The following is a 19,221-nucleotide window of genomic DNA, read 5'->3' as shown; positions in this document are numbered from 1 at the left end:
GGCATGGAGCACCGCGATCTCTTCACGCTGTTCGAAACTCAGACGCGGCCTGAGTCTCGCCGGCGGATCGCACGGGGGCATCACCCCACCACGCTCGCGGTACCAATCCATCCCCGCGAACCGCGACGCGCCAACCCTCTGCGCCGCCTCCGCGACCGTCAGCCCCCCGCGTACAAGACCCCAGAACTCACGACGAACCTGCTGCGGAAACACCCGCCGAGCCGCCATCACAAACACCCCTTCATCACGAGGTGTTGCATCCAGACCTTGAACCCAAGAGGCCGGGAATGTGGCTCACGCACCGCTCGGTGGCTGGTGGTCAGATGTCGGCGCCGAGGCCGTCGTCCTCGCCGGAGTCCTCGTCGCCCTCGTCGCCCTCGTCGTAGTGGAGGTAGTGGATGCCCTCCTCCACGTCGCCGTCGAAGCCGAGCCGACCGTTCTCCATCACCAGGACCCGGTCGCACAGGTTGCGGACCGAGCCGGGCGCGTGCGAGACGTAGAACATCGTCACGCCGGACTTCACGATCTCGTCCATGCGCCGCTTGCACTTGCGCTTGAACGGCCGGTCCCCCACCGCCAGCGCCTCGTCGGCGATGAAGATGTCGGCGTCGACGTTGACCGCGACCGAGAAGCCGAGGCGGGCCTTCATGCCGGAGCTGTAGTAGGCCACGTCGGTGTCGAGGAACTTGCCCAGGTCGGCGAAGTCGACGATCTCGTCGAACTTGCGGTCGGTCTCGGCCCGCGACATCCCGAGGATGGCCGCGTTGAGGTAGAGGTTCTCCCGGCCGCTCAGGTTGTTGTCGAAGCCCGTGCCGGTCGCGATGAGCCCCGCGATGCGGCCGCGGGTGAGCACCGCGCCGGAGTCGGGGCGCATCACGCCGCTGATGAGCTTGAGCAGCGTCGACTTGCCCGAGCCGTTGAGGCCCATCAGGCCGACGGCCTCCCCCTCGTGCACCTTGAAGCTGACGTCGTCGACGGCGTTGAAGCTGTCACTCGTCTTGCGGCCGCGGGCCTTGGCCAGGACGGTCTGCTTGAGCGAGCGCTGGTAGGACAGCGTGAAGGACTTGGTGGCGTTCTCCACCGAGATCATGGTGGTCATCAAAGACGCTCCGGGACCTTGGACTCGAGGCGGGCGAAGATCCGCTGCGACATCACCAGCAGCACGAGCGCGATGGCCGTCATCACGAGGCCGCGCGTGAACAGGTGGTCGGGCAGGTTCACCGCCGCCGTCGCCTCGGGGTCGCTGGTCGTGCCGGTCCAGAAGCCGCGCTGGATGAGCAGGACCGCCTCCGCCATCGGGTTGAGCAGGTAGTAGCTCGCGATCGGCTCCCCGAAGCGCTCCTGCACGAGCGTGTACGGGTACATCATCGGCACGCTGAAGGTGACGAACTGCGTGAGGGTCTGCGCGACCTTGCCGATGTCGCGCATGAAGACGTTGCCGACGCTGAAGAGCAGACCCAGCGCCAGCCCGAGCGCAGCCGTGAGCGTGAAGCCCAGCAGCGCCGCCGCCATCCCCACCGGGTCGGGTGTCCAGCCGAGGAAGAGGCACGGGATCACGAGGATCACCAGCATCGGGATCGTGTGCCAGCCGGCCACGAGCATCCGCGCTACCGGGAACATCTCGCGCGGCACGGGCAGCTTGGTGATCAGCGACCGGTTCTGGACCAACGACTGGGTGCCGCCGTTGAACGTCTCGGTGAAGAAGTGCACGACCACCATGCCGGCGAACAGGTGGATGGCGAAGTTCTCCATCCCGGCGCCGCGGCCGATCATCACCTGGAACAGGAAGTAGAACATGCAGAACCGGATGGCCGGCTGCAGGTAGCTCCACAACCAGCCCAGCACCGTGCCCTGGTAGCGCGACTTGATGGTGTTGCGCACCAGCATGCTGAGCAGGTAGCGGCGGCGCACGACCTCGCCGAGGCCCGTGGCCGCTGGCGGGGCCAGTGGCAGGGCCTCCAGCTCGGACGTGCTGGGCCGAGTCGGGCCCGATGCTGTCGTGCTCACGGGCGGCTCACTCGGTCTTGCTCGCCGGACCGTCGGCGGGGGTCTCCGCAGGGCGGTCCGCCGGGTCGGTCCAGGGGGCGAAGGTCTTCTCCCACGCCTCGGGAGAGGTGATCTCGCCGAGGGCGTCGCGGTACTGCTGGGCCAGGGCCGGCCACTCGCGACGGAAGCGCCTGTGGATCTCGATCGTGCGCTTGAGCAGGTCGCGGTAGTGGGCCGGGTCGCGCTTGTAGAGGGCGACAGACGAGCCGTCGTTCATCGAGACCACCACGGAGTCGTACTTCGCGAGGTTGAACCAGCCGGCGTCCATCGCGGTCAGCTCGGTCTCCGGGTAGTCCTCGGCCATCTCGCGCACCGGGCGCAGCTGGCGCAGCGGCGCGAGGCCGGCAGCCAGCAGCGTGGCCTTGCGACCGGGGATCTCGATGTCGGACTTGCCCTTCTTGGGCGGCTTCTTGCGGCGCACCGGCGGCAGCTCGTCGCGGTCGGTGTGCAGCTGGGCGTCGGAGAACTGCTTGCGGAACGCGTTGATCTCCGCCAGCTTCGTGGCGAGCTCGCCGTGCAGGGCGTGCGGGCCCCGCAGCACGTCCTCCATCGCGAGGTGGCGCAGCTCCGCGGTGGAGTACTGCAGCGACGCGAGGTGCTTGACCTGGTGGTTGAGGCTCTCGCGCACCATCCGGCCGCCGCGCTCGTAGGGCGAGTGCAGCAGGGCGGCGATGATCCGGTTGCGGTGGTGGAAGTAGGACTGCCAGTCGACGCCGTCGTTCTTGTCGGTCCACGGCACGTGCCAGACCGCAGCGCCCGGGAAGGACACCGTCGGGTAGCCGGCCTGCTTGGCGCGCAGGCCGAACTCGGAGTCGTCCCACTTGATGAAGACCGGCAGCGACAGGCCGACCTCCTCCAGCACGACCCGCGGGATCAGGCACATGAACCAGCCGTTGAAGTCGACGTCGGCGCGCTTGTGGAGCCAGCGCGAGGAGCGCAGGTTGCGGGCAGCGAAGTCCCACTGGCTGTAGCCGTCGAGGCGGGTCTGCCACCAGAAGCGCCACGGCTGCACGATCTCGCCGAACGAGTGGAGCTCGGAGCGGCTGAAGAGGTTGAACATGTGGCCACCGACGATCGTCGGCCGCTTGGCCAGGTCGCCGAAGGTGACCGCGCGGATGATGCCCTCGGGCTCGCAGACGACGTCGTCGTCCATCATCATCGCGTAGGTCGCGGTGCCCTTCCGGACGCTCTCGAGCTGACCGCGGGCGTAGCCACCGGACCCACCCAGGTTGCCCTGCACGATCACGCGCAGCTTGTCGCCCAGGCCTGCCTCGGCGGCCGGGAAGTACTCGCTGTCGGTGACCTTGTCCTTGCCCTGGTCCATCACCATCACGGTGTCGAGGTAGGGCTGGAGCTCCTCCGCGTCGCCGAGCTGGCCCAGCAGCTGGGCGCTCATGTCGGGCAGCATCGTGGTGATGCAGACGTCGACCGTGCCGTGCTCGGCGCGGTCGGCCGGGACCTGAGCGGTCCACTCGGCCCCCTCGACGGTGGCGCCGTGGTCGCCGGCGACGACGTCGTACCAGTACCAGCCGCCGTCGACGAACGGCTTGAGCGGCAGCGAGAAGGAGAACAGTCCGCGAGCGTCCTGCCCCTCCCCCTCGACGGTCGCGGACTCCACGCGCTGGGCGTGGCCGCGGGCCATCGACTTGTAGACGGTCACGACGGAGCCCGCGCCGACGACCTCGACTGTCAGGTCGACGTCGGTGACGACGGTGTGGCGACGCCAGTAGGAGGCCGGGAAGGCGTTGAAGTAGGTGCCGAACGACAGCGGCTGCGACGGCCGGAGCTCCAGCGCGGTGCGCGAGCGGATCTGGTCGGGGTGCAGCTTCTTGCCGGTGGAGGTCGACTGGCGGATCGCCGCGTTGTTGAGGTCCTTGGCCGCCTTGTCGCCGCCGACCGCGTGGCGGTCGGTGTCGAGCTTGGCCTCCTCGAGGTCGACGTAGAGGGGGAAGACGTCGGTGTCGCGGTCGATCGGCATGATCTGCCGCTGCAGCAGCCGGGTGACGGTGGACGTGGTGCTCATGCGTCGATGCCTCCGCTCGTCAGCTCGGCGCCCTCGGTGAAGTGCGGCTTGAGCTTGTTGTCGTACATCGACAGGGCGGCCCCGATGGCCATGTGCATGTCGAGGTACTTGTAGGTGCCCAGGCGGCCGCCGAACAGGACCATCGGCTCGGCCTTGGCCAGCTCGCGGTACTTGAGCAGCTTGGCGCGGTCGTCGGCGGTGTTCACCGGGTAGTAGGGCTCGTCGCCCTCCTCGGCGAAGCGGCTGTACTCGTGGACGATCACGCTCTTGCCGGGCAGGTGGGTCTTCTCCCGCTCGGGGTGGAAGTGCTTGAACTCGATGATGCGCGTGTAGGGGACGTCCTGGTCGTTGTAGTTGACGACGCCGGTGCCCTGGAAGTCGTCGGTCTCGACGACGCTCTCCTCGAGGTCGACGGTGCGCCACGACAGCCGGCCCTCGGAGTTGCCGAAGTACTCGTCGACCGGGCCGGTGTAGATGATCGGCACCTTGCCCTTGTAGTGGTCGGCGACCTCGAAGAAGTCGGTCTCGAGGCGGACCTCGATGTTGGGGTGGTCGGCCATCCGGGTCAGCCACGCGGTGTAGCCGTCGACGGGCAGGCCCTCGTAGGTGTCGCTGAACCAGCCGTTCTGGAAGGTGTAGCGCACCGGGAGCCGGGTGATGATGTCCGCGCTCAGCTCGGTGGGGTCGGTCTGCCACTGCTTGCCTGTGTAGCCCTTGATGAACGCCTCGTAGAGCGGGCGGCCGATCAGGCTGATCGCCTTCTCCTCGAGGTTCGTCGCCGAGGCGGTGTCGAACTCGGCGGACTGCTCCGCGATCAGCGCGCGCGCCTCGTCGGGGGTGTGGCTCTTGCCGAAGAACTGGTTGATCAGCGCCAGGTTGAGCGGCAGGGAGTAGACCTGCCCCTGGTACTTGCCGAACACCTTGTGCCGGTAGTCGGTGAAGGACGTGAACCGGTTGGCGTACTCCCACACCCGCTCGTTGGAGGTGTGGAAGAGGTGCGCGCCGTACTTGTGCACCTCCACGTTGGTCTCCGGGTCACGCTCGGAGTAGGCGTTGCCGCCGAGGTGGTGGCGACGCTCGAGGATGAGCACGCGGAGACCGAGCTCCTCGGCGCACCGCTCGGCGATCGTGAGACCGAACAGCCCGGCGCCGACGATGACGAGGTCGGGAAGCTGCTCTGTGTCGTTCGTGGGGCCCTGGGACAAGGGATGAACTCCTTGGGTGAGAAACGCGGGGTGAGTCTATCGAGGGGGGCGTGCGGAAGCCGTCAGGCGGCGCATCCCCCGCGCCGAGGCCATGGCGCGGATCACGTTGCGGGCCTCGGCCCGCCCGCCCCGCACCGGGCTGAGCAGCACCACGACGAGGGTGATCAGCCACGGCTTCAGGCGCACCAGCACGTTCTCCCCGTGGCGCAGGTGCACCACGAAGAGGTTGCGGTACATGTAGAAGCCCTTCCAGCCCGACAGGTCGTGCTGCTGGTTGAAGTCGAGCTGGCGGACCAGGACGGCGTCGCGCACCGCCCAGATCCGGTGGCCGGCCCGGCGTGCGCGGACGGCGTACTCCGCGTCGTCGTAGAAGATGAAGAAGGAGGGGTCGGGGAAGCCGACCTCCTCGACCACGCTCCGGCGGGCCATGAAGCCCTCGAAGGCGACGTTGTGCACCTCGACGAGCTCCGGCATCGCCGCACGGTCGGCGTAGGTGCTGTCGACGGTGGACCGCTTCGGCTTGATCGCCAGCGGGTTGCGGAGGTCGAACTCGACGGCGGCCTTCTCGACCAGCGCGCCGGACAGGTCCTCGCGGGTCGCGATGAGGCAGTCCTCGTCGACGGCCATCAGCGCCTCGAGGCAGCCGGCAGCGGGCACCACGTCGTCGTCGATGAGCCAGACGCGGTCCCACCCGGCGTCGTACGCCGCTCGCACGCCGAGGTGGAAGCCGCCGGCACCGCCGAGGTTCTCCTCGCTCCAGGTGACGTGCAGTGGGAGGTCGTTGCGGGACTCGAGCACCTGCCGGGTGTGGTCGCTGCTCGCGTTGTCGACCACGATCACGGCGTCGGGACGGTGCGTCTGGGCGGCGAGGCCGTCGAGGAGCCGGGCGAGCAGGTCGGCGCGGTTGAAGGTGACCACGACGACCGCCACCGTCTCCGTCGGCCGGGCGGTCGGGGTCGTCACGACAGGAACCTCCGGTGGCCGTCGAAGTCACCGGCGATGCCGGCCCGCATGGCGCCGACGCTGAGCCGCAGCCGCGACAGGCTCGGTCGGGTGAAGGTGTAGAACCAGGCGGTCTTCACGACGAAGGCCAGCGCGTGAAGCGGGCCGCGGTAGTCGCGGAGGTTGACCAGGTTGTTGCGGGCCATGCAGTAGTGCTTGAGGTCGCTCGGCGAGTCGTTGTAGGTCGTGCTGCCGAACATCATCGGCGTGCCGAGGTTGCCGACGCTGGGGTGGCGCACCGTCGCGGTGACCACCGTGGCGACGCGGGCCCCGGCCTCCTCCGCGCGCAGGCGGTACTCGTGGTCGTCGCCCCAGATGAAGAACTCCTCGCGGGGCAGGCCGATCAGGTCGACGAGCTCCTTGGTGACCAGGACCCCGTTGAAGGGGATCACGATCCCGTCGATCCGGTCCTTCGTCGCGGCGCGGCGCACGTCGTCCACCGCGTGCACGACGCGGGTGCTGCCGGGCAGGCGGATGGGGAACACGAGGCGGTCCGGGTCGGCCTCGTCGACCACCAGGGGGCCCCAGAAGTCGAGGTTGTCGGACTCCACGAGCAGCTGGTCGAGGCAGTCGACGTCGGGCAGGCCGTCGTCGTCCATCAGCCACACCAGGTCGGCGTCGCGGTCGATCGCCCACGCGAGCCCGTCGTGGAAGCCGCCCGCGCCGCCGCGGTTGGTCGTCAGGGTGCGTCCGCTGAGCGGCACCTCGCCGGTGGTCGGGCGGGCCGCGAGCCACTCCCCCGTGCCGTCGGACGACGCGTTGTCGACGACCAGCACCTCGGCCAGGCCGTCGACCTGCCCGAGGCGCTCCACGAGCTTCTGGAGCAGCCCGAGGCGGTTGAAGGTGACCACGACCGCGACGATGCGAGGCAGGGGTCCGGTGGTCACGGCGTACACACTAGGGGCGGCACGGGCGCGCTCAGCAAACCGCGCCGACGTCCTCCGACTGGTTGGCGGCGTAGCCCGTGGACAGCGAGCCGAGCGACCCGCCGGTGACGGCCGGGGGCGTGCTGGGCGACGTCGGGGCGGGCGGCGGCGCGGCAGCGCCCTGGTCCGCTGCCCCGTCGGCGGCGTCCGTGGTCGCCTCGTCCCCCGTGGTGTCGGTGGACTCGCTGGACTCGGTGTCGGCCGGCGCGGCCTCGGCGGTCTCGACGGGCTTCTCGGGCGCACGACCCTCCGCCTTCGCGACGGCCGCGGCGACCTTGGCGTGGACCAGGTCGATGTCGGGGTTCGCCGTGTTGATCATGGGCGGCACCAGCGACAGCGAGGCGATCTTCTGGCTCTTGGCCTTAAGAGCGAGGTCGACGAAGCGGTCGACCTCGCCGCGCGGGACGTTGGTGGAGACCATCGCCGAGCCGGCGCCGGCGATCTTCTCGAAGTTGCGCAGCGCCACCTGCGGGCTGACCTGCTGGAGCATCGCGCTCATCACGCACTTCTGGCGGGCCATGCGCGAGTAGTCGTCGGAGTCGTGACGCGCGCGGGCGAACCACAGCGTGTCCATGCCGTTCAGCGTGCGCGTGCCGGGCTCGATGTAGCGGAAGAACGAGTCGCTCGGCAGGCCGACGGGGATCCGCTGGCGCACGTTGAGCTCCACCCCGCCGACCGCGTCGACAAGGTCCTTGAAACCCTCGAGGTTGACCATGGCCCAGTAGTTCATCTTCAGGCCGGTGATGCCCTCGACGCCCTCGATGGTCGCGTCGACGCCGGGGTTCTTCGACCCCTCGAACAGCGACGCGTGGTCGAGCGCCCAGGTGGCGAGCCCGTTGAGGTACATCCCCTCCTCGTCGAAGCCGTCGGGGAACTGCTTCTCCATCACCGAGCCGTCGGGGAACGGGAAGTTCTGCATGTTGCGCGGCAGCGAGATCAGCACCGTCTTGCCGGTCTCGGCGTCGATGCTCGCCACGGTCATCGAGTCGGGCCGCAGGCCCCACCGGCCGGCTCCCGCGTCGCCGCCCATGAGCAGCACGTTGTAGCGGCCGTGGTGGGCGCCGACCGCCTCGCCGTTGCCGAACATCGAGATCATGAAGTCGCGCTGGACGCTGACGACGTGGGCGCCGAACAGGAGCGCGCCGGCGACGCTGAAGCAGAGGAAGCCGTTGACGCCCACGATCGCGAGCCGGTGCTGGCGCTGCAGGGTCAGGGGCTGGCCGAGGCGCCAGGCGTCGACGAAGAGGTAGGCCCAGCCGACGGCGAGCGCCATCAGGCCGAGCCGAAGGACCTGCAGCAGCACCGTGCTGGTGCCGGCCCAGAACGCGAGCCCGTGCCAGAAGTACGACGTCACGATCGCGAGCACGCCGACGGCGGCCAGCGTGAGCCAGGTCCACAGCGCGATGCGGCCCACCCTGCGGTTGCCGGACACCAACTGTGCCGATCCCGGGAGGAACAGGGTCATCAGCATCAGCGTCACCGCGCGGCGGAACCGGACGCGCTGGGCGCGGTCGACGGTGGTGAACCGCTGCTGGTGCGACCCGGGGGGCGGGACGGACGGCATCGGGGGGCCTCTCTCTGCTGGGGGAAGTCAGCCCGCCCAGTATCACCAGTCACACCCGTCCCACCCGGTCGCGACTCGCCGCAGTCCTCAGACTGTCGATCCCCGCGCCTCAGCCACAGCCGCTCGGTGCGGACGTGGCTCCAGTCGCCCTGGCCTCCGCTCACGCCTCGCGGCCCTGGTCGATCTCCGTCTTGCGCGCCAGCCGGTGCGCGCGGCGGATCTCGGCCTCGCGCTGGCGTCGTACGTCACCGGCGGTCTCGGTCTCCAGGGGCGGCACGGGGCGCGGGTGCCCCTCCTCGTCGATGGCGACGAAGACGAAGTAGGCGCTGGCGACGTGCACCGGCTCGTCGCTCGCATTGCCCCACGGCTGCGCCTCCACGCGCACCCCGATCTCCATCGAGGAGCGCCCGGCCCAGTTGACCTGGGAGTAGGTCTTGATGATGTCGCCGACGTGGACCGGTGCGAGGAAGGTCATCTCGTCCATCGCGGCGGTGACCGCCGGCCCGCCGCTGTGCCGGTGCGCCACGGCGCCTGCCGTGGAGTCGGCCAGCTTCATGATCTCGCCGCCGTGGACGTTGCCCAGCAGGTTGGCCTCGCTCGAGTGGGCCATGATCCCGAGGCTCACCCGGCTGTACGACGTGGGGCGTCCTCGCTGGCTGGGATCGCTCATGCCCCGCACGGTAGCGTCATCGCCCATGGCTGATCGTCCGCAGGGCTCCGGGGTGCCCGAGAAGGGAACACCCGAGTACGACTGGCTCTACGGGAGCCAGTCCAAGAATCCGCCGAGCGACGCCACGCAGCGTGTCGAGGCGCAGCAGCCCCAGGGCAGCCGCCCCGACGAGACCCGGGTGATGCCGGTCGCCCGCCGCGAGGCACGCGGCTCGGGAGGCCAGCCGCCCACCCCCGCTCGTACACCGGCTCCGGCCCCGCCGCCGCGACCGAAGAAGACGAAGAAGCGCGGCCGCCGGCTGGGCCTCGGCCTCATCCCCCTCGTGCTGATCCTGCTGCTCGTCTACCTCCTGGGCGTCCCGCTCTACCACTGGACGAAGATCGACAAGGTCGACGCCGCTCCCAGCGGGGACCGCCCCGGCGACCAGCCCGGCACCAACTACCTCATCGTCGGCTCCGACAAGGCCGACGACCTCACCGACGAGCAGCGCAAGGCGCTGCAGACCGGCGAGCGCGGCGGCACCAACACCGACACGATCATCGTGCTCCACACCGGCTCCGGCGGCCGCACGATGATGTCGATCCCCCGCGACACCCTCGTCGACGTCCCGGGCGGTGGCACGCAGATGATCAACGCCGCCTTCGCGAGCGGGGGCGCACCCCTGCTGGTCCAGCGGGTGGAGGCCCTGACCGGCATCCACATCGACCACTACGTCGAGCTCGGGTTCGGCAGCGTCATCAACACCGTCGACGCCTTCGGCGGGGTGGAGATCTGCCCGAAGCAGGACATGAAGGACCCGATGGCGCGGCTCGACATCAAGAAGGGGTGCCAGGAGGTCGACGGCCAGACCGCGCTGGCGTACTCGCGCTCGCGGCACGTGACGGCGCTCAGCGACCTCGACCGCGTCGCCCGCCAGCGCGAGGTGATCAGCGCGATCGGCGACGAGGCGCTCTCGCCGTGGACCTTCGTGAACCCGGTGCGCTACTGGCAGATCAACGACGCCGCGACCGGCGCGATCCGCATCGACGAGGACATGAACCCGTTCGACCTCGGCAGGTTCGCCCTCGCCATGACGGGTGAGAGCCAGACCTGCACGATGCCCAACCTGCCGGCGCCGAGCGACCCCAACCGGATCGTCGCCGACCCCGACCGGGCACCCGCGCTGTTCAACGCGATCATCGACGACTCCACGGTGCCGAAGAAGGCCTGCACGCCGACGGGCCGCGCCCGCCAGTAGGCGTCGCCCCTGCTCGACCCCCAGCGGTGGTCCAGCCACGTCCCGTGCTCCGGGAGGGTGGCTGGGCCACCGCTCGTGCGTCACCACTATTTCCCTTGTCCGGGCGTCGACCCCGGCGTAGGATCACGATATATCGCGATACGTCACCGATAGTCCACGACGTACCGCCCCACCAGACATCTCCACCCCACCATCTCCACCACACAAGGGAGCACCCCATGGGACACCAATGGCCCGGAGCCGACTACCCCGAGAGTCACGACGACAGCACGAACAACGGCGGCGGCGACCGGAGCGAGCGCGACTACCGCCGCCCGCCCGGCAACGACTGGACCAGCTGGGGCCAGGCCCTCTCCGGAGGCGGCCGCGGCCGCCGCGCCGGCGGTCCCCCGCCGTGGCTCGGCGAGATCTTCGGCTTTGCGAACGCCCCGCAGCGTCCGACGCAGCGCGGCCCGCGGGTGCGCCGCGGTGACGTCCGCACCGCGATCATCGACGTGCTGCACCGCGCCCGGAAGGCCGACGAGTCGATCAACGGCTACCAGGTGATCCAGGAGATCGCCGAGCTCAGCAACGGCGAGTGGCGCCCCTCCCCCGGCTCGGTCTACCCGACCATCCAGCAGCTGCAGGACGAGGGCCTCGTGGAGTCCGACGACGAGCGCGGGCGACGCACGATCCGGCTCACCGACTCGGGCGCCGCCTGGGCCGAGGAGAACGGCACCGACCTCGCCGCCGTGTGGGCGCCCTTCGCCCGCACCGAGGAGGTCCCCTCGGAGCAGCCCTCCGGCCACGCCGACATCAAGAGCGAGATCGGGCAGGTCGTCAGCGCCGTCTGGCAGCTCGCCACCCAGGGCTCGGAGCAGCAGAAGAAGGCCGCCCTCGACGTGCTCGTCGACACCCGCCGTCGGCTCTACGGCATCCTCGCGGACGGACGGGACGGCGAGCGATGAACGCGCCCGATCCGCGCATGCGGATCGCCGACAGCGACCGCGAGCGCGCGATGGCCGACCTCGCGATGCACTACGCCGACGGGCGCCTCGAGCACGAGGAGTACGACGAGCGGCTGGACGCCATCTGGACGGCACGGACCCGCGCCGACCTGGCGGTGCTCTTCAACGACCTGCCCCGCCCGCAGGCCGCGCCGCCGCCGCGAACGATCGCGCGTTCACCCGGCAGGCCTGGTTCGCGGCGCAAGTTCCCGCTGCTGCCGGTGCTGGCCTTCCTGATCGTGCTGAGCGTGATCGCTGACGCGCCGTTGTTCCTGCTGATCTTCCCGCTGATGTGGTTCGCGCACCGCCGTCGCGGTCCGTGGGCGCCGCCCCCGCCGGGCCGCGCCGACTACCGGCGCCACGGGCGGCCGCACGGCTGGTAGACCAGCCACCCGCTGGGCGGTCCCGTCTGGGACGATGGGCCGGTGACCTGGGAGGCGAGGGTGGTGCGCGCGCATGCGCCGTACGCCCTCGCCCGCGCCGTGGCGGCGACGACCGTCGCCGTCACCGGCGCGACCACGGCCCACACCTGGGCCGGCGGTGCCGTGCCCACCGGACCCGGCCTGGCGCTGGTCGCCGCCGTGGTCCTTGGCGCGAGCGTGCTGGTCTTCCGGCGCGGCGTGCCTGGGTGGGCCCTGCTGCCCGCAGTGGCCGCGGCCCAGCTCGGCGTCCACGAGTCGTTCGGCCTCGTGGCGTCCCACGACCACGCCGCCGCGGCCGCACCCGACCCGGGTTGGTCGTGGCAGATGGTCGGTGCCCACGCCTTCGTCACCCTGCTGACGGCCGTGCTGTGGTGGGCCGGCCGGCTCGCGGCGTCGTACGCCGTCTCGGTCCACGCGCACCCGCCCGTCCCGGTCCGCACCCGCGTGCCACGGCGGCCGTCCGGCGCCACCACGCGCTCCTCGCTCGTCCTTCTGCTCGTCTCCCCGCGGCGCGGTCCGCCGCTGGCGGTCCTGTCCGCCTGAGCCCGTCCGGGTCCAGGCGGTCACGCGACCCCCAGACCCGCACCACACCCAGGAGAGACATGTCCATCCGCACGCTCGCACGCCTCGGCGCCTTCCCGGCCGCCACCGCCGCCATCGCCCTCTCGCTCGCCGCCCCGGCGGGCGCCCACGTCACTGCCACGCCGTCGACCGCCGCGGCGGGCGCCTACACCGTCGTCACGTTCAGCGTCGGCCACGGCTGCGAGGGCTCCCCCACCACGAAGATCGAGATCCAGGTCCCGGAGTCGGTGCTGTCGGTGACCCCGAGCCGCAACCCGTTCTACGACGTCGAGAAGACGATCGAGAAGCTCGACGAGCCGGTGGCCGACGCCCACGGCAACGAGGTGACCGAGCGCACCGCGTCGATCGTCTACACCGCCAGCACGCCGCTGCCCGACGGCGAGCGCGACGCCTTCGAGCTGTCCTTCCAGCTGCCGGACGCCGAGGGCGAGACCCTGAGCTTCCCGACGATCCAGACCTGCGAGAAGGGCGAGACCGGCTGGACCGAGGTCCCGGCCGACGGCCAGGACGCCGAGGAGCTCGAGAGCCCCGCACCGGCGTTCGAGATCGTGGCGGCCGAGGCCGGCGGCCACGATGACGACGCGGCCGCCGAGCCCGCCGCGGACGACGCCGCCGGGGCGGACGACACCGACGCCTCCGCCGATGCGTCGGCCGACGACGCGGGCGACTCCTCCTCGGCCCTCGGGTGGGCCGGTCTCGTGGCAGGCCTGCTCGGCCTGGCCGCCGGCGGTCTCGCCCTGGCCCGGACCCGCTCGTCGTCGTGACCTCCGCGGCGCGACCGGCGCGGCGGCCCCTGTCCCTCCCCCCGGGGTGGGCGCGGGTCGGCGTCGCGCTGGTCGCGCTCGCGCTCGTCGTGCTCGGGGCCGCACCGGCCTCGGCGCACGCCGAGCTGATCGCCACCGACCCGGCCGAGGGCTCCGTCCTGGAGACGGCCCCCGACACCGTCACGCTGACCTTCAACGAGCCGGTGCGGCTGACGTCGCAGGAGATCGCCGTCTACGACGCGGCGGGCGACGAGGTCGGCGCCACCGCCGGCTCCAGCGGCACGGAGGTGACCGTCGACCTCACCGGCGCGGCCGACCTCGCCGACGGCACCTACGTCGTGTCGTGGAACGTGCTTTCCGGCGACGGCCACCCCATCTCGGGCGCGCTGACCTTCTCGGTCGGCGCACCCTCCGCGTCGGTGACGGCTGCGCCCGAGCCACAGAGCTCCTCGACCGCGGTGACCGTCGTCCGCGACGTCGTCACGGTCGTCACCTACGTCGGGCTGCTGCTCGCGGCGGGTCTTGCCCTCTTCCTCGCCCTGGTCCTCCCCCGCACCTGGGCCGGCACCGAGACGCGTGCCCGGCTGCGCCGGCTGCTGAGGTACGCCGCCGGGGCCGGAGCCGCCGGCATCGTCCTGCAGGTCCCCGTCGCATCGGTCTACGGCCAGGGGCTCGAGCTCACCGACGTCGTGTCGGCGTTCGACCCCGGACTGGTCGGCAACGAGCTGCTGAGCGCCCTGCTGGTGCTGGTCGGGCTGGGCGTCGCGGCCTGGTCGTGCTCGACCGCCCCGCCGGACCGGACGCGCGGCTGGCTGCTGGTCGGCGGCGCCGTGGTGGCGCTCGTCGGACCGTCCCTGGTCGGGCACACCCGCGCCTTCTCCCCCTCGCTCCTGCTGGTCGCGGCCGACGTCCTCCACCTGCTGGCGGGTGCGACGTGGCTCGGCGGTCTCGTCGGGCTGGTGGTGTCGCTGCGGGCGCTCGCCGGACGCGAGGTCCTCGCGGCGACCACGCTCGCCCGCTTCTCGACCCTCGCCGGCGGGCTGCTGCTGGCGGTCGCCGCCACCGGCACCTTCCTCGCCTGGCGCATCGTCGGCTCGTGGTCCGGCCTGGTGGAGACCCGCTACGGCTGGCTGCTGCTCGCCAAGGTCGCGATCGCGCTGCTGGTCGCGACCCTCGGTGGCTGGAACCGCTGGCGCACCCTTCCGGCCGTCGAGCGCGCGGCCGGCTTCGGCGACCGCGAGGCCGCCGCCGCGGCCGTCACCCGCACCGTCCGGGTCGAGGCGGTGCTGCTCGTCGTCCTCCTCGGGGTCACCGGGTTCCTGGTCAACCAGTCACCCCGCCCGGCGCCGGTCACGGCCGAGTCCGGCACGACCGGGGTCGGCGTCGCCACGGCCGGCGACCTCCGCGTGCTGGCGGTGATGGACCCACGGCGTACCGGCTCCAACACGCTGCTCGTGCAGGTGCAGGACGCCGCGGGCGAGCCGTACGACCCACCTGCGAACCCGGTGGTCACGCTGCGCACCGACGGCCTCGACCTCGGCACGGTCGTGGTGCGGCCGATCGCCGCGGGCACCTACCGGGGCGAGGTCGTGGTGCCGCGTGCCGGCGAGTGGGAGGTGCAGGTCGGTCTCGAGCTCAGCCGCTTCGACAACCCGGTCACGACGGTCACGCTGACTGTCGAACCGTGAGCTCCACCGGCACCGTGTGCAGGAAGCCGTCCACGCGCACCTGCGCGAACAGGCGGTAGTCGCCGGGGTCGGGGATCTCGGCGTGGAAGGTCAGCTCGGAGCCGGCCTGGGTGACCTCGGGCGGACCGAGCGGGTGCAGGTGCACCATCGCGCCGGTCTCGCGGTGGAAGCCGGTGACGTGGGCGTAGGCCCCGAGGTAGGTGCCGAGCTCCACCGGCCGGCGGGCGGCGTCGCGCACGACGAGGCGCAGCTCGCCGTTGGGTCCCGTCGTGGGGGCCTCGGCCACCGACACCGAGACCGCCCGGTCCTCGGCAGCCGTGTCGCCCGGGTCGCCCGGCGGGAGGGCGAGCCGGCGCCCCAGCACGACGTGGTCGCCGTTGCCGCCCTCGTCGACGGCGATGAACTCCGTGACGACCCGGTAGCCGCCGGCGTCCGGCACGTCGAAGGGCGCCGTCCAGCTGCCGTCCTCGTCGCGGGTGGGGTGCAGGTGGCGGAACACGGTCAGGTCGTCGTTGACGACGTAGAGGTGCAGCTCTTTGGTGAGCTCCTCGACGTAGTCGGTGACCGGCTCGCCCTCGTGGTCGTCGATGCGGAAGCGCAGCTCCCCGATGCCGTCGGGCTGCTCGCGGACCTGCAGGTCGGCGAGCGAGTAGCCGACCTCGCTGACGCTGGTGCCGTCGCCGACGGCCAGCGACGTGTGGCCCTGGCCCGGCGCGTGGGTGTGGCCCGCCTCGACCTGGCCGTCGTCGTCGCTCTCCCCCGAGCTGCACCCCGCCAGCAGGGCGCCGGCCAGCGCGAGCGGGAGGGCGTAGGAGACGACGGGCTTCACGCGCACGATCCTGCCTCACGGCGCCCTGCTGGTTTCGCCCGGTCGCGTCTGGGTAGCAGTGGCGTACCAGCCGGGGACTGACGAAGGGGACCACATGACCGTGATCGAGATGAAGATGGGCGCCATCTACCAGGCGGCCCACGACGTCCTGCCCGCGAAGGCTGCGGACTTCTCCGCACGCGCGGACGCCGCGTCGGGGGCGATCGACCCGATCGTTGCCCAGCTCGCGCTCGCCGGCAACCACCCGGTCGCGGGTGACCTCGCCGACCTGTCGGTCGAGCTCTTCGTCCACCTGCGGTCGATGGTCCGGACCTTCAACGACAGCGCTACGGCGCTCGACGCGATCGCCGACGACTTCGTGGCCGTCGACGCGGACGCCGAGGCGTGGTTCGCCCAGCACCAGCAGTACGTCGGCGACCCCGAGCTCGCCCCCGAGCCCACCGCTCCGGAGGTGTGAGGTGAGCGGACTCATCGAGCAGCTGGACCCCCTCTTCACGGAGATCGTCGACGGCATCGGCGAGCTGGAGGGCAACGAGTCCTGCGCCGACCTGTTCGACAGCGAGCAGAACCGCCACGTCGAGGACGGCTGGTGCCACGAGCCGGGCTACTTCAAGATCCCGGGGTCGCACCCGTGGGAGACGCAGGCGCTCTACGTCGCGATGCACCCCACGCACGCCGACTGGTACGAGCAGACGGTGACCAACGCCGACCGCGAGCGGCTCATGCAGGAGGCCCTCACGACGACGTGGAACCAGAGCCACGACAGCTGGGTGAACAGCGCCGTGCCCACGGTCTACCGCAGCGCGAGCCAGGACGTCTGGGAGCCGGACCCCTCGGCGATGGAAGCACCCGTGCAGGCGCTGAGCGACCTGACGCGGTGGCTCGCCGGGCAGCTCGAGCCGGGCGCCGGGTGGACCAGCCCCGACGACCCCGAGGCGCCGCAGTGGCTCGCCGACCTGCGCCAGCACTGGCCGGCGACCTCCCAGAGCTCGGAGTCGTTCTACGACTTCTGGAACGACGTCAACGACAAGTGCAGCCTCTACCTCCACGCGGCTGCCCGTCTCGCGTCCTCCAGCGCCCAGGTCGGAGCCTGCCTCTCCGACTACCAGACCAACATGCTCGAGGCGACCGAGAAGTGCCGTGACCGGGTCACGGAGGCGCTCCAGCAGTGGCAGGCGTGGAAGGACCGGAGCGGCGCCTGGCCGACGGGGGCGATGACGGACAACAGCGGCGCCAAGGACATCCTGGGCCACGTCAGCACCGTCACCGGGCTGGTCGCCCTGTTCCCGCCCGCGGCGGCGGTGAGCGGCGGAGTCAGCCTGGTCACGGGCCTCGTCACCTACATCATCCCGGACAAGAGCATCGAGATGGAGGTGCTCAGCGCCGCCACCGCCTCCGAGATCCACAACGGCTTCCTCAACGACCTCAAGCGGATCGCCGAGGAGATGGGCAAGGCGCTCGACGGCCTGCGCACCGAGCCGCCGGCCGACGCCGGCACCTTCGCGCACCAGGGCCTGGAGTCCTACGCCAACGACGTGGTCGCCAACCGGCGCGACTGGACGCCGCCCACGGTGCACATCTAGGGGTGGTCCGGGCGCGCACCCCGGGTCAGCGGGCCGCGAGGGTGGAGCCCAGGAGCGTGCGCAGGCTCTCGAAGTGCCGCTCGGTCGACTCCTCGTCGTACATCGACGTGTCGGCCATGGAGTAGCCGTGGGGGCCCGGGAAGACGTCGTTGAGCGCGGTCAGGCCCGCGTCTGCCATCGCGGCACCGAGGGCGGCGACGGCCTCGGGCGGCATCGACCGGTCGTCGGAGGCGTGCCCGAAGGCGAACGCGGCCCGCGCCGTGTCCAGGGCGAGGTGCGGGCTGTCGCGTCCGTCGGTCACCAGGCCGCCGCCGTGCCAGCCGCCCACCGCGACGACGTGCGGGTCCATCCCGGCCGCGCGGACCGCGATGCGGGCACCCATGCAGTAGCCCGTGACCCCGACGTCCTCCCCCGCGGTCTCGGGACGTGAGCGCAGCGCCGACAGGTACGCCGGCAGGTCGCGGGCGAGCAGGTCGGTGGTGAGCCCCTTGACGCGCTCCATGGCGCCGGGCATGAACGCCTCGCGGGCACCGGGCTCCCGCAGGTCCGTGTGGGGAGCCAGGTCGGCCGCGGTGCCGTTGCGGTGGAAGACGTTGGGGGCCAGCACGGTGTAGCCCCACGACGCGATCCGGTCGGCCATCTCCTCGATCCGCGGCCGGAGGCCGATCGCGTCGATGACGAACAGGACGCCCGGCGCGGGCGCTCCGCCCGGTGCGGTGGCGAGGTAGGCCTCGGCCTCGCCGTCGGGCATGGTCAGGGTGAGGGTGGGCACGCTGCGAGGCTAGCCCTCAGCGCACCACCACCACCGGGCACTCCGCGCGTTGCAGCACCGCCTGGCTCACCGAGCCCAGCAGCAGGCCACCGAAGAAGCCGAGGCCGTGCGAGCCGACGACCACCAGCGTGGCACCGCGCGAGGCGTCCACCAGGCACCGCACTGGCGCGACCGGGACCGCCTCCTGCTCGATCACCACGTCCGGGTGGTCGACCCGCATCCCGGCGACGCTCTCGGCCAGCAGGACCTGCCGGTGCGCGAGTCCCTCCAGCGCCCTCGGCTCGCTGTTCCACACGTCGGTGGACGGGGCATGCGTGCGCCAGGCGTGGAGCGCCACCACGGTCTCGCCGCTCCACTCGGCCCGACGGCACGCGTGCTCCAGGGCGGCCGAGCTCGTCGCCGAGCCGTCGACCCCGACCACGATGCGGCGGGCGTCGGTGTCGTGGGTGGGGCGCACGACGACCACGGGGCAGGGTGCGTGGCGGGCGAGGTGCTGGCTGACCGAGCCGATGAGCAGGTCCTCGGCCCGACCGTGCCCCCGGCTGCCGACCACCAGGAGGTCGTCGGAGACCGAGGCACGGAGCAGCTCGCCGGTCACGTGGCCGACGCGGGACTCCAGCTCGACGTCGAGGTCGGCGAACCGCTCCTCCACGCCGGCCAGCACGTCCTCGCCGCGGTGCACCGCGGCTGCACCCCACGGCGACGTGATCGCGTCGTCGACGGTGACGACGTGGAGCCCGCGACCGGTGGCGCGAGCCTCCTCGGCCGCCCATCGGAGGGCGAGCTCGGCGTCCGCCGAACCGTCGTAGGCGACCAGGATCCTTCGGGTGGGGGTGCGGGAGCTGTCCATGCCTCCAGCGTGCGCCGCCGGACCGCTGCTCAACAGGTGAGGACGGCCCGTGCGGGAGGGGTCCAAGGACCC

At 71.5% G+C, this 19,221-nt stretch carries 19 protein-coding genes; 8 read left to right on the top strand and 11 right to left on the bottom strand.

Features of this window, described 5'->3' with window-relative positions; genetic code table 11:
- Positions 1-319: 319 nt before the first annotated feature.
- From ACXJKB_RS05565 to ACXJKB_RS05530, 8 genes are all read right to left on the bottom strand, one after another.
- Positions 320-1,099: an ABC transporter ATP-binding protein gene (locus ACXJKB_RS05565; protein WP_457186210.1), complete on the bottom strand. Its 780-nt coding sequence runs from the start codon at positions 1,097-1,099 to the stop codon at positions 320-322.
- Positions 1,099-2,007: an ABC transporter permease gene (locus tag ACXJKB_RS05560; RefSeq protein ID WP_457186208.1), complete on the bottom strand. Its 909-nt coding sequence runs from the start codon at positions 2,005-2,007 to the stop codon at positions 1,099-1,101. Before ACXJKB_RS05560 ends, ACXJKB_RS05565 begins: the two co-directional genes overlap by 1 nt.
- A 7-nt stretch (positions 2,008-2,014) precedes the next feature.
- Entirely contained in the window at positions 2,015-4,069 is a 2,055-nt protein-coding gene (locus ACXJKB_RS05555; RefSeq protein ID WP_457186206.1) for a glycosyltransferase, read from the bottom strand.
- Positions 4,066-5,274, bottom strand: coding sequence for a UDP-galactopyranose mutase (glf, locus tag ACXJKB_RS05550; RefSeq protein WP_457186204.1), 1,209 nt, complete (start codon positions 5,272-5,274; stop codon positions 4,066-4,068). Before glf ends, ACXJKB_RS05555 begins: the two co-directional genes overlap by 4 nt.
- 36 nt (positions 5,275-5,310) lie before the next feature.
- Positions 5,311-6,237, bottom strand: a complete 927-nt coding sequence (locus tag ACXJKB_RS05545; protein ID WP_457186202.1) for a glycosyltransferase family 2 protein — start codon at positions 6,235-6,237, stop codon at positions 5,311-5,313.
- Positions 6,234-7,163: a glycosyltransferase family 2 protein gene (locus tag ACXJKB_RS05540; RefSeq protein ID WP_457186200.1), complete on the bottom strand. Its 930-nt coding sequence runs from the start codon at positions 7,161-7,163 to the stop codon at positions 6,234-6,236. The genes ACXJKB_RS05545 and ACXJKB_RS05540 overlap by 4 nt, the downstream gene beginning before the upstream one ends.
- Positions 7,164-7,194: 31 nt before the next feature.
- Entirely contained in the window at positions 7,195-8,766 is a 1,572-nt protein-coding gene (locus tag ACXJKB_RS05535) for an LCP family protein (protein WP_457186198.1), read from the bottom strand.
- Positions 8,767-8,926: 160 nt separating this feature from the next.
- A complete protein-coding gene (locus tag ACXJKB_RS05530) occupies positions 8,927-9,436 on the bottom strand; it encodes an acyl-CoA thioesterase (RefSeq protein WP_457186196.1) in 510 nt (169 codons plus the stop codon).
- A 25-nt stretch (positions 9,437-9,461) separates the two neighbouring features.
- Here ACXJKB_RS05530 and ACXJKB_RS05525 point away from each other — a divergent pair, with 25 nt between their 5' ends.
- The 6 genes from ACXJKB_RS05525 (at position 9,462) to ACXJKB_RS05500 (ending at position 15,115) form a co-directional block, all read left to right on the top strand.
- The gene (locus tag ACXJKB_RS05525) at positions 9,462-10,673 is read left to right on the top strand and encodes an LCP family protein (protein ID WP_457186194.1); all 1,212 of its coding nucleotides are present in this window, start codon (positions 9,462-9,464) and stop codon (positions 10,671-10,673) included.
- 218 nt (positions 10,674-10,891) lie between these two features.
- A complete protein-coding gene (locus ACXJKB_RS05520; protein WP_457186192.1) occupies positions 10,892-11,620 on the top strand; it encodes a PadR family transcriptional regulator in 729 nt (242 codons plus the stop codon).
- A 17-nt stretch (positions 11,621-11,637) separates the two neighbouring features.
- Positions 11,638-12,042, top strand: a complete 405-nt coding sequence (locus tag ACXJKB_RS05515) for a DUF1707 SHOCT-like domain-containing protein (RefSeq protein ID WP_457186190.1) — start codon at positions 11,638-11,640, stop codon at positions 12,040-12,042.
- Positions 12,043-12,084: 42 nt separating this feature from the next.
- Positions 12,085-12,624 carry a hypothetical protein gene (locus tag ACXJKB_RS05510; RefSeq protein ID WP_457186188.1) on the top strand — a complete coding sequence of 180 codons (540 nt, stop codon included), beginning with the start codon at positions 12,085-12,087 and terminating at the stop codon, positions 12,622-12,624.
- Positions 12,625-12,683: 59 nt separating this feature from the next.
- Positions 12,684-13,427 carry a YcnI family copper-binding membrane protein gene (locus tag ACXJKB_RS05505; protein WP_457186186.1) on the top strand — a complete coding sequence of 248 codons (744 nt, stop codon included), beginning with the start codon at positions 12,684-12,686 and terminating at the stop codon, positions 13,425-13,427.
- Complete coding sequence (locus tag ACXJKB_RS05500) at positions 13,424-15,115, top strand: copper resistance CopC/CopD family protein (RefSeq protein ID WP_457186184.1); 1,692 nt, start codon at positions 13,424-13,426, stop codon at positions 15,113-15,115. The genes ACXJKB_RS05505 and ACXJKB_RS05500 overlap by 4 nt, the downstream gene beginning before the upstream one ends.
- On the opposite strand, the gene ACXJKB_RS05495 is transcribed toward ACXJKB_RS05500, so the two are convergent.
- Positions 15,093-15,944, bottom strand: coding sequence for a hypothetical protein (locus ACXJKB_RS05495; protein ID WP_457186182.1), 852 nt, complete (start codon positions 15,942-15,944; stop codon positions 15,093-15,095). The two genes, ACXJKB_RS05500 and ACXJKB_RS05495, sit on opposite strands and share 23 nt — an antisense overlap.
- 94 nt (positions 15,945-16,038) lie before the next feature.
- Between ACXJKB_RS05495 and ACXJKB_RS05490 the strand changes: the two genes are divergently transcribed.
- A complete protein-coding gene (locus tag ACXJKB_RS05490) occupies positions 16,039-16,401 on the top strand; it encodes a hypothetical protein (RefSeq protein WP_457186180.1) in 363 nt (120 codons plus the stop codon).
- 1 nt (position 16,402) lies between these two features.
- Positions 16,403-17,527: a hypothetical protein gene (locus tag ACXJKB_RS05485; RefSeq protein WP_457186178.1), complete on the top strand. Its 1,125-nt coding sequence runs from the start codon at positions 16,403-16,405 to the stop codon at positions 17,525-17,527.
- A 25-nt stretch (positions 17,528-17,552) separates the two neighbouring features.
- Here ACXJKB_RS05485 and ACXJKB_RS05480 read toward each other — a convergent pair whose 3' ends face one another.
- Positions 17,553-18,299 carry a dienelactone hydrolase family protein gene (locus ACXJKB_RS05480; RefSeq protein ID WP_457186176.1) on the bottom strand — a complete coding sequence of 249 codons (747 nt, stop codon included), beginning with the start codon at positions 18,297-18,299 and terminating at the stop codon, positions 17,553-17,555.
- Between the two features lie 16 nt (positions 18,300-18,315).
- Positions 18,316-19,149 carry a universal stress protein gene (locus ACXJKB_RS05475; RefSeq protein WP_457186174.1) on the bottom strand — a complete coding sequence of 278 codons (834 nt, stop codon included), beginning with the start codon at positions 19,147-19,149 and terminating at the stop codon, positions 18,316-18,318.
- Positions 19,150-19,221 lie beyond the last annotated feature (72 nt).

Source organism: Nocardioides sp. P5_E3, assembly GCF_054049275.1.
The sequence above is the reverse complement of the archived record's forward strand: the minus strand, read 5'-3'. Positions and strand labels throughout refer to the sequence as shown.

Bases quoted from the DNA above. Each gene is read 5' to 3' on its own strand.
- ACXJKB_RS05520 (WP_457186192.1), top strand. From the start codon at position 10,892: ATGGGACACCAATGGCCCGGAGCCGACTACCCCGAGAGTCACGACGAC.
- ACXJKB_RS05515 (WP_457186190.1), top strand. From the start codon at position 11,638: ATGCGGATCGCCGACAGCGACCGCGAGCGCGCGATGGCCGACCTCGCG.
- ACXJKB_RS05525 (WP_457186194.1), top strand. From the start codon at position 9,462: ATGGCTGATCGTCCGCAGGGCTCCGGGGTGCCCGAGAAGGGAACACCC.
- ACXJKB_RS05505 (WP_457186186.1), top strand. From the start codon at position 12,684: ATGTCCATCCGCACGCTCGCACGCCTCGGCGCCTTCCCGGCCGCCACC.
- ACXJKB_RS05565 (WP_457186210.1), bottom strand. From the start codon at position 1,099: ATGACCACCATGATCTCGGTGGAGAACGCCACCAAGTCCTTCACGCTG.
- ACXJKB_RS05530 (WP_457186196.1), bottom strand. From the start codon at position 9,436: ATGAGCGATCCCAGCCAGCGAGGACGCCCCACGTCGTACAGCCGGGTG.
- ACXJKB_RS05555 (WP_457186206.1), bottom strand. From the start codon at position 4,069: ATGAGCACCACGTCCACCGTCACCCGGCTGCTGCAGCGGCAGATCATG.
- ACXJKB_RS05535 (WP_457186198.1), bottom strand. From the start codon at position 8,766: ATGCCGTCCGTCCCGCCCCCCGGGTCGCACCAGCAGCGGTTCACCACC.
- ACXJKB_RS05475 (WP_457186174.1), bottom strand. From the start codon at position 19,149: ATGGACAGCTCCCGCACCCCCACCCGAAGGATCCTGGTCGCCTACGAC.
- ACXJKB_RS05490 (WP_457186180.1), top strand. From the start codon at position 16,039: ATGACCGTGATCGAGATGAAGATGGGCGCCATCTACCAGGCGGCCCAC.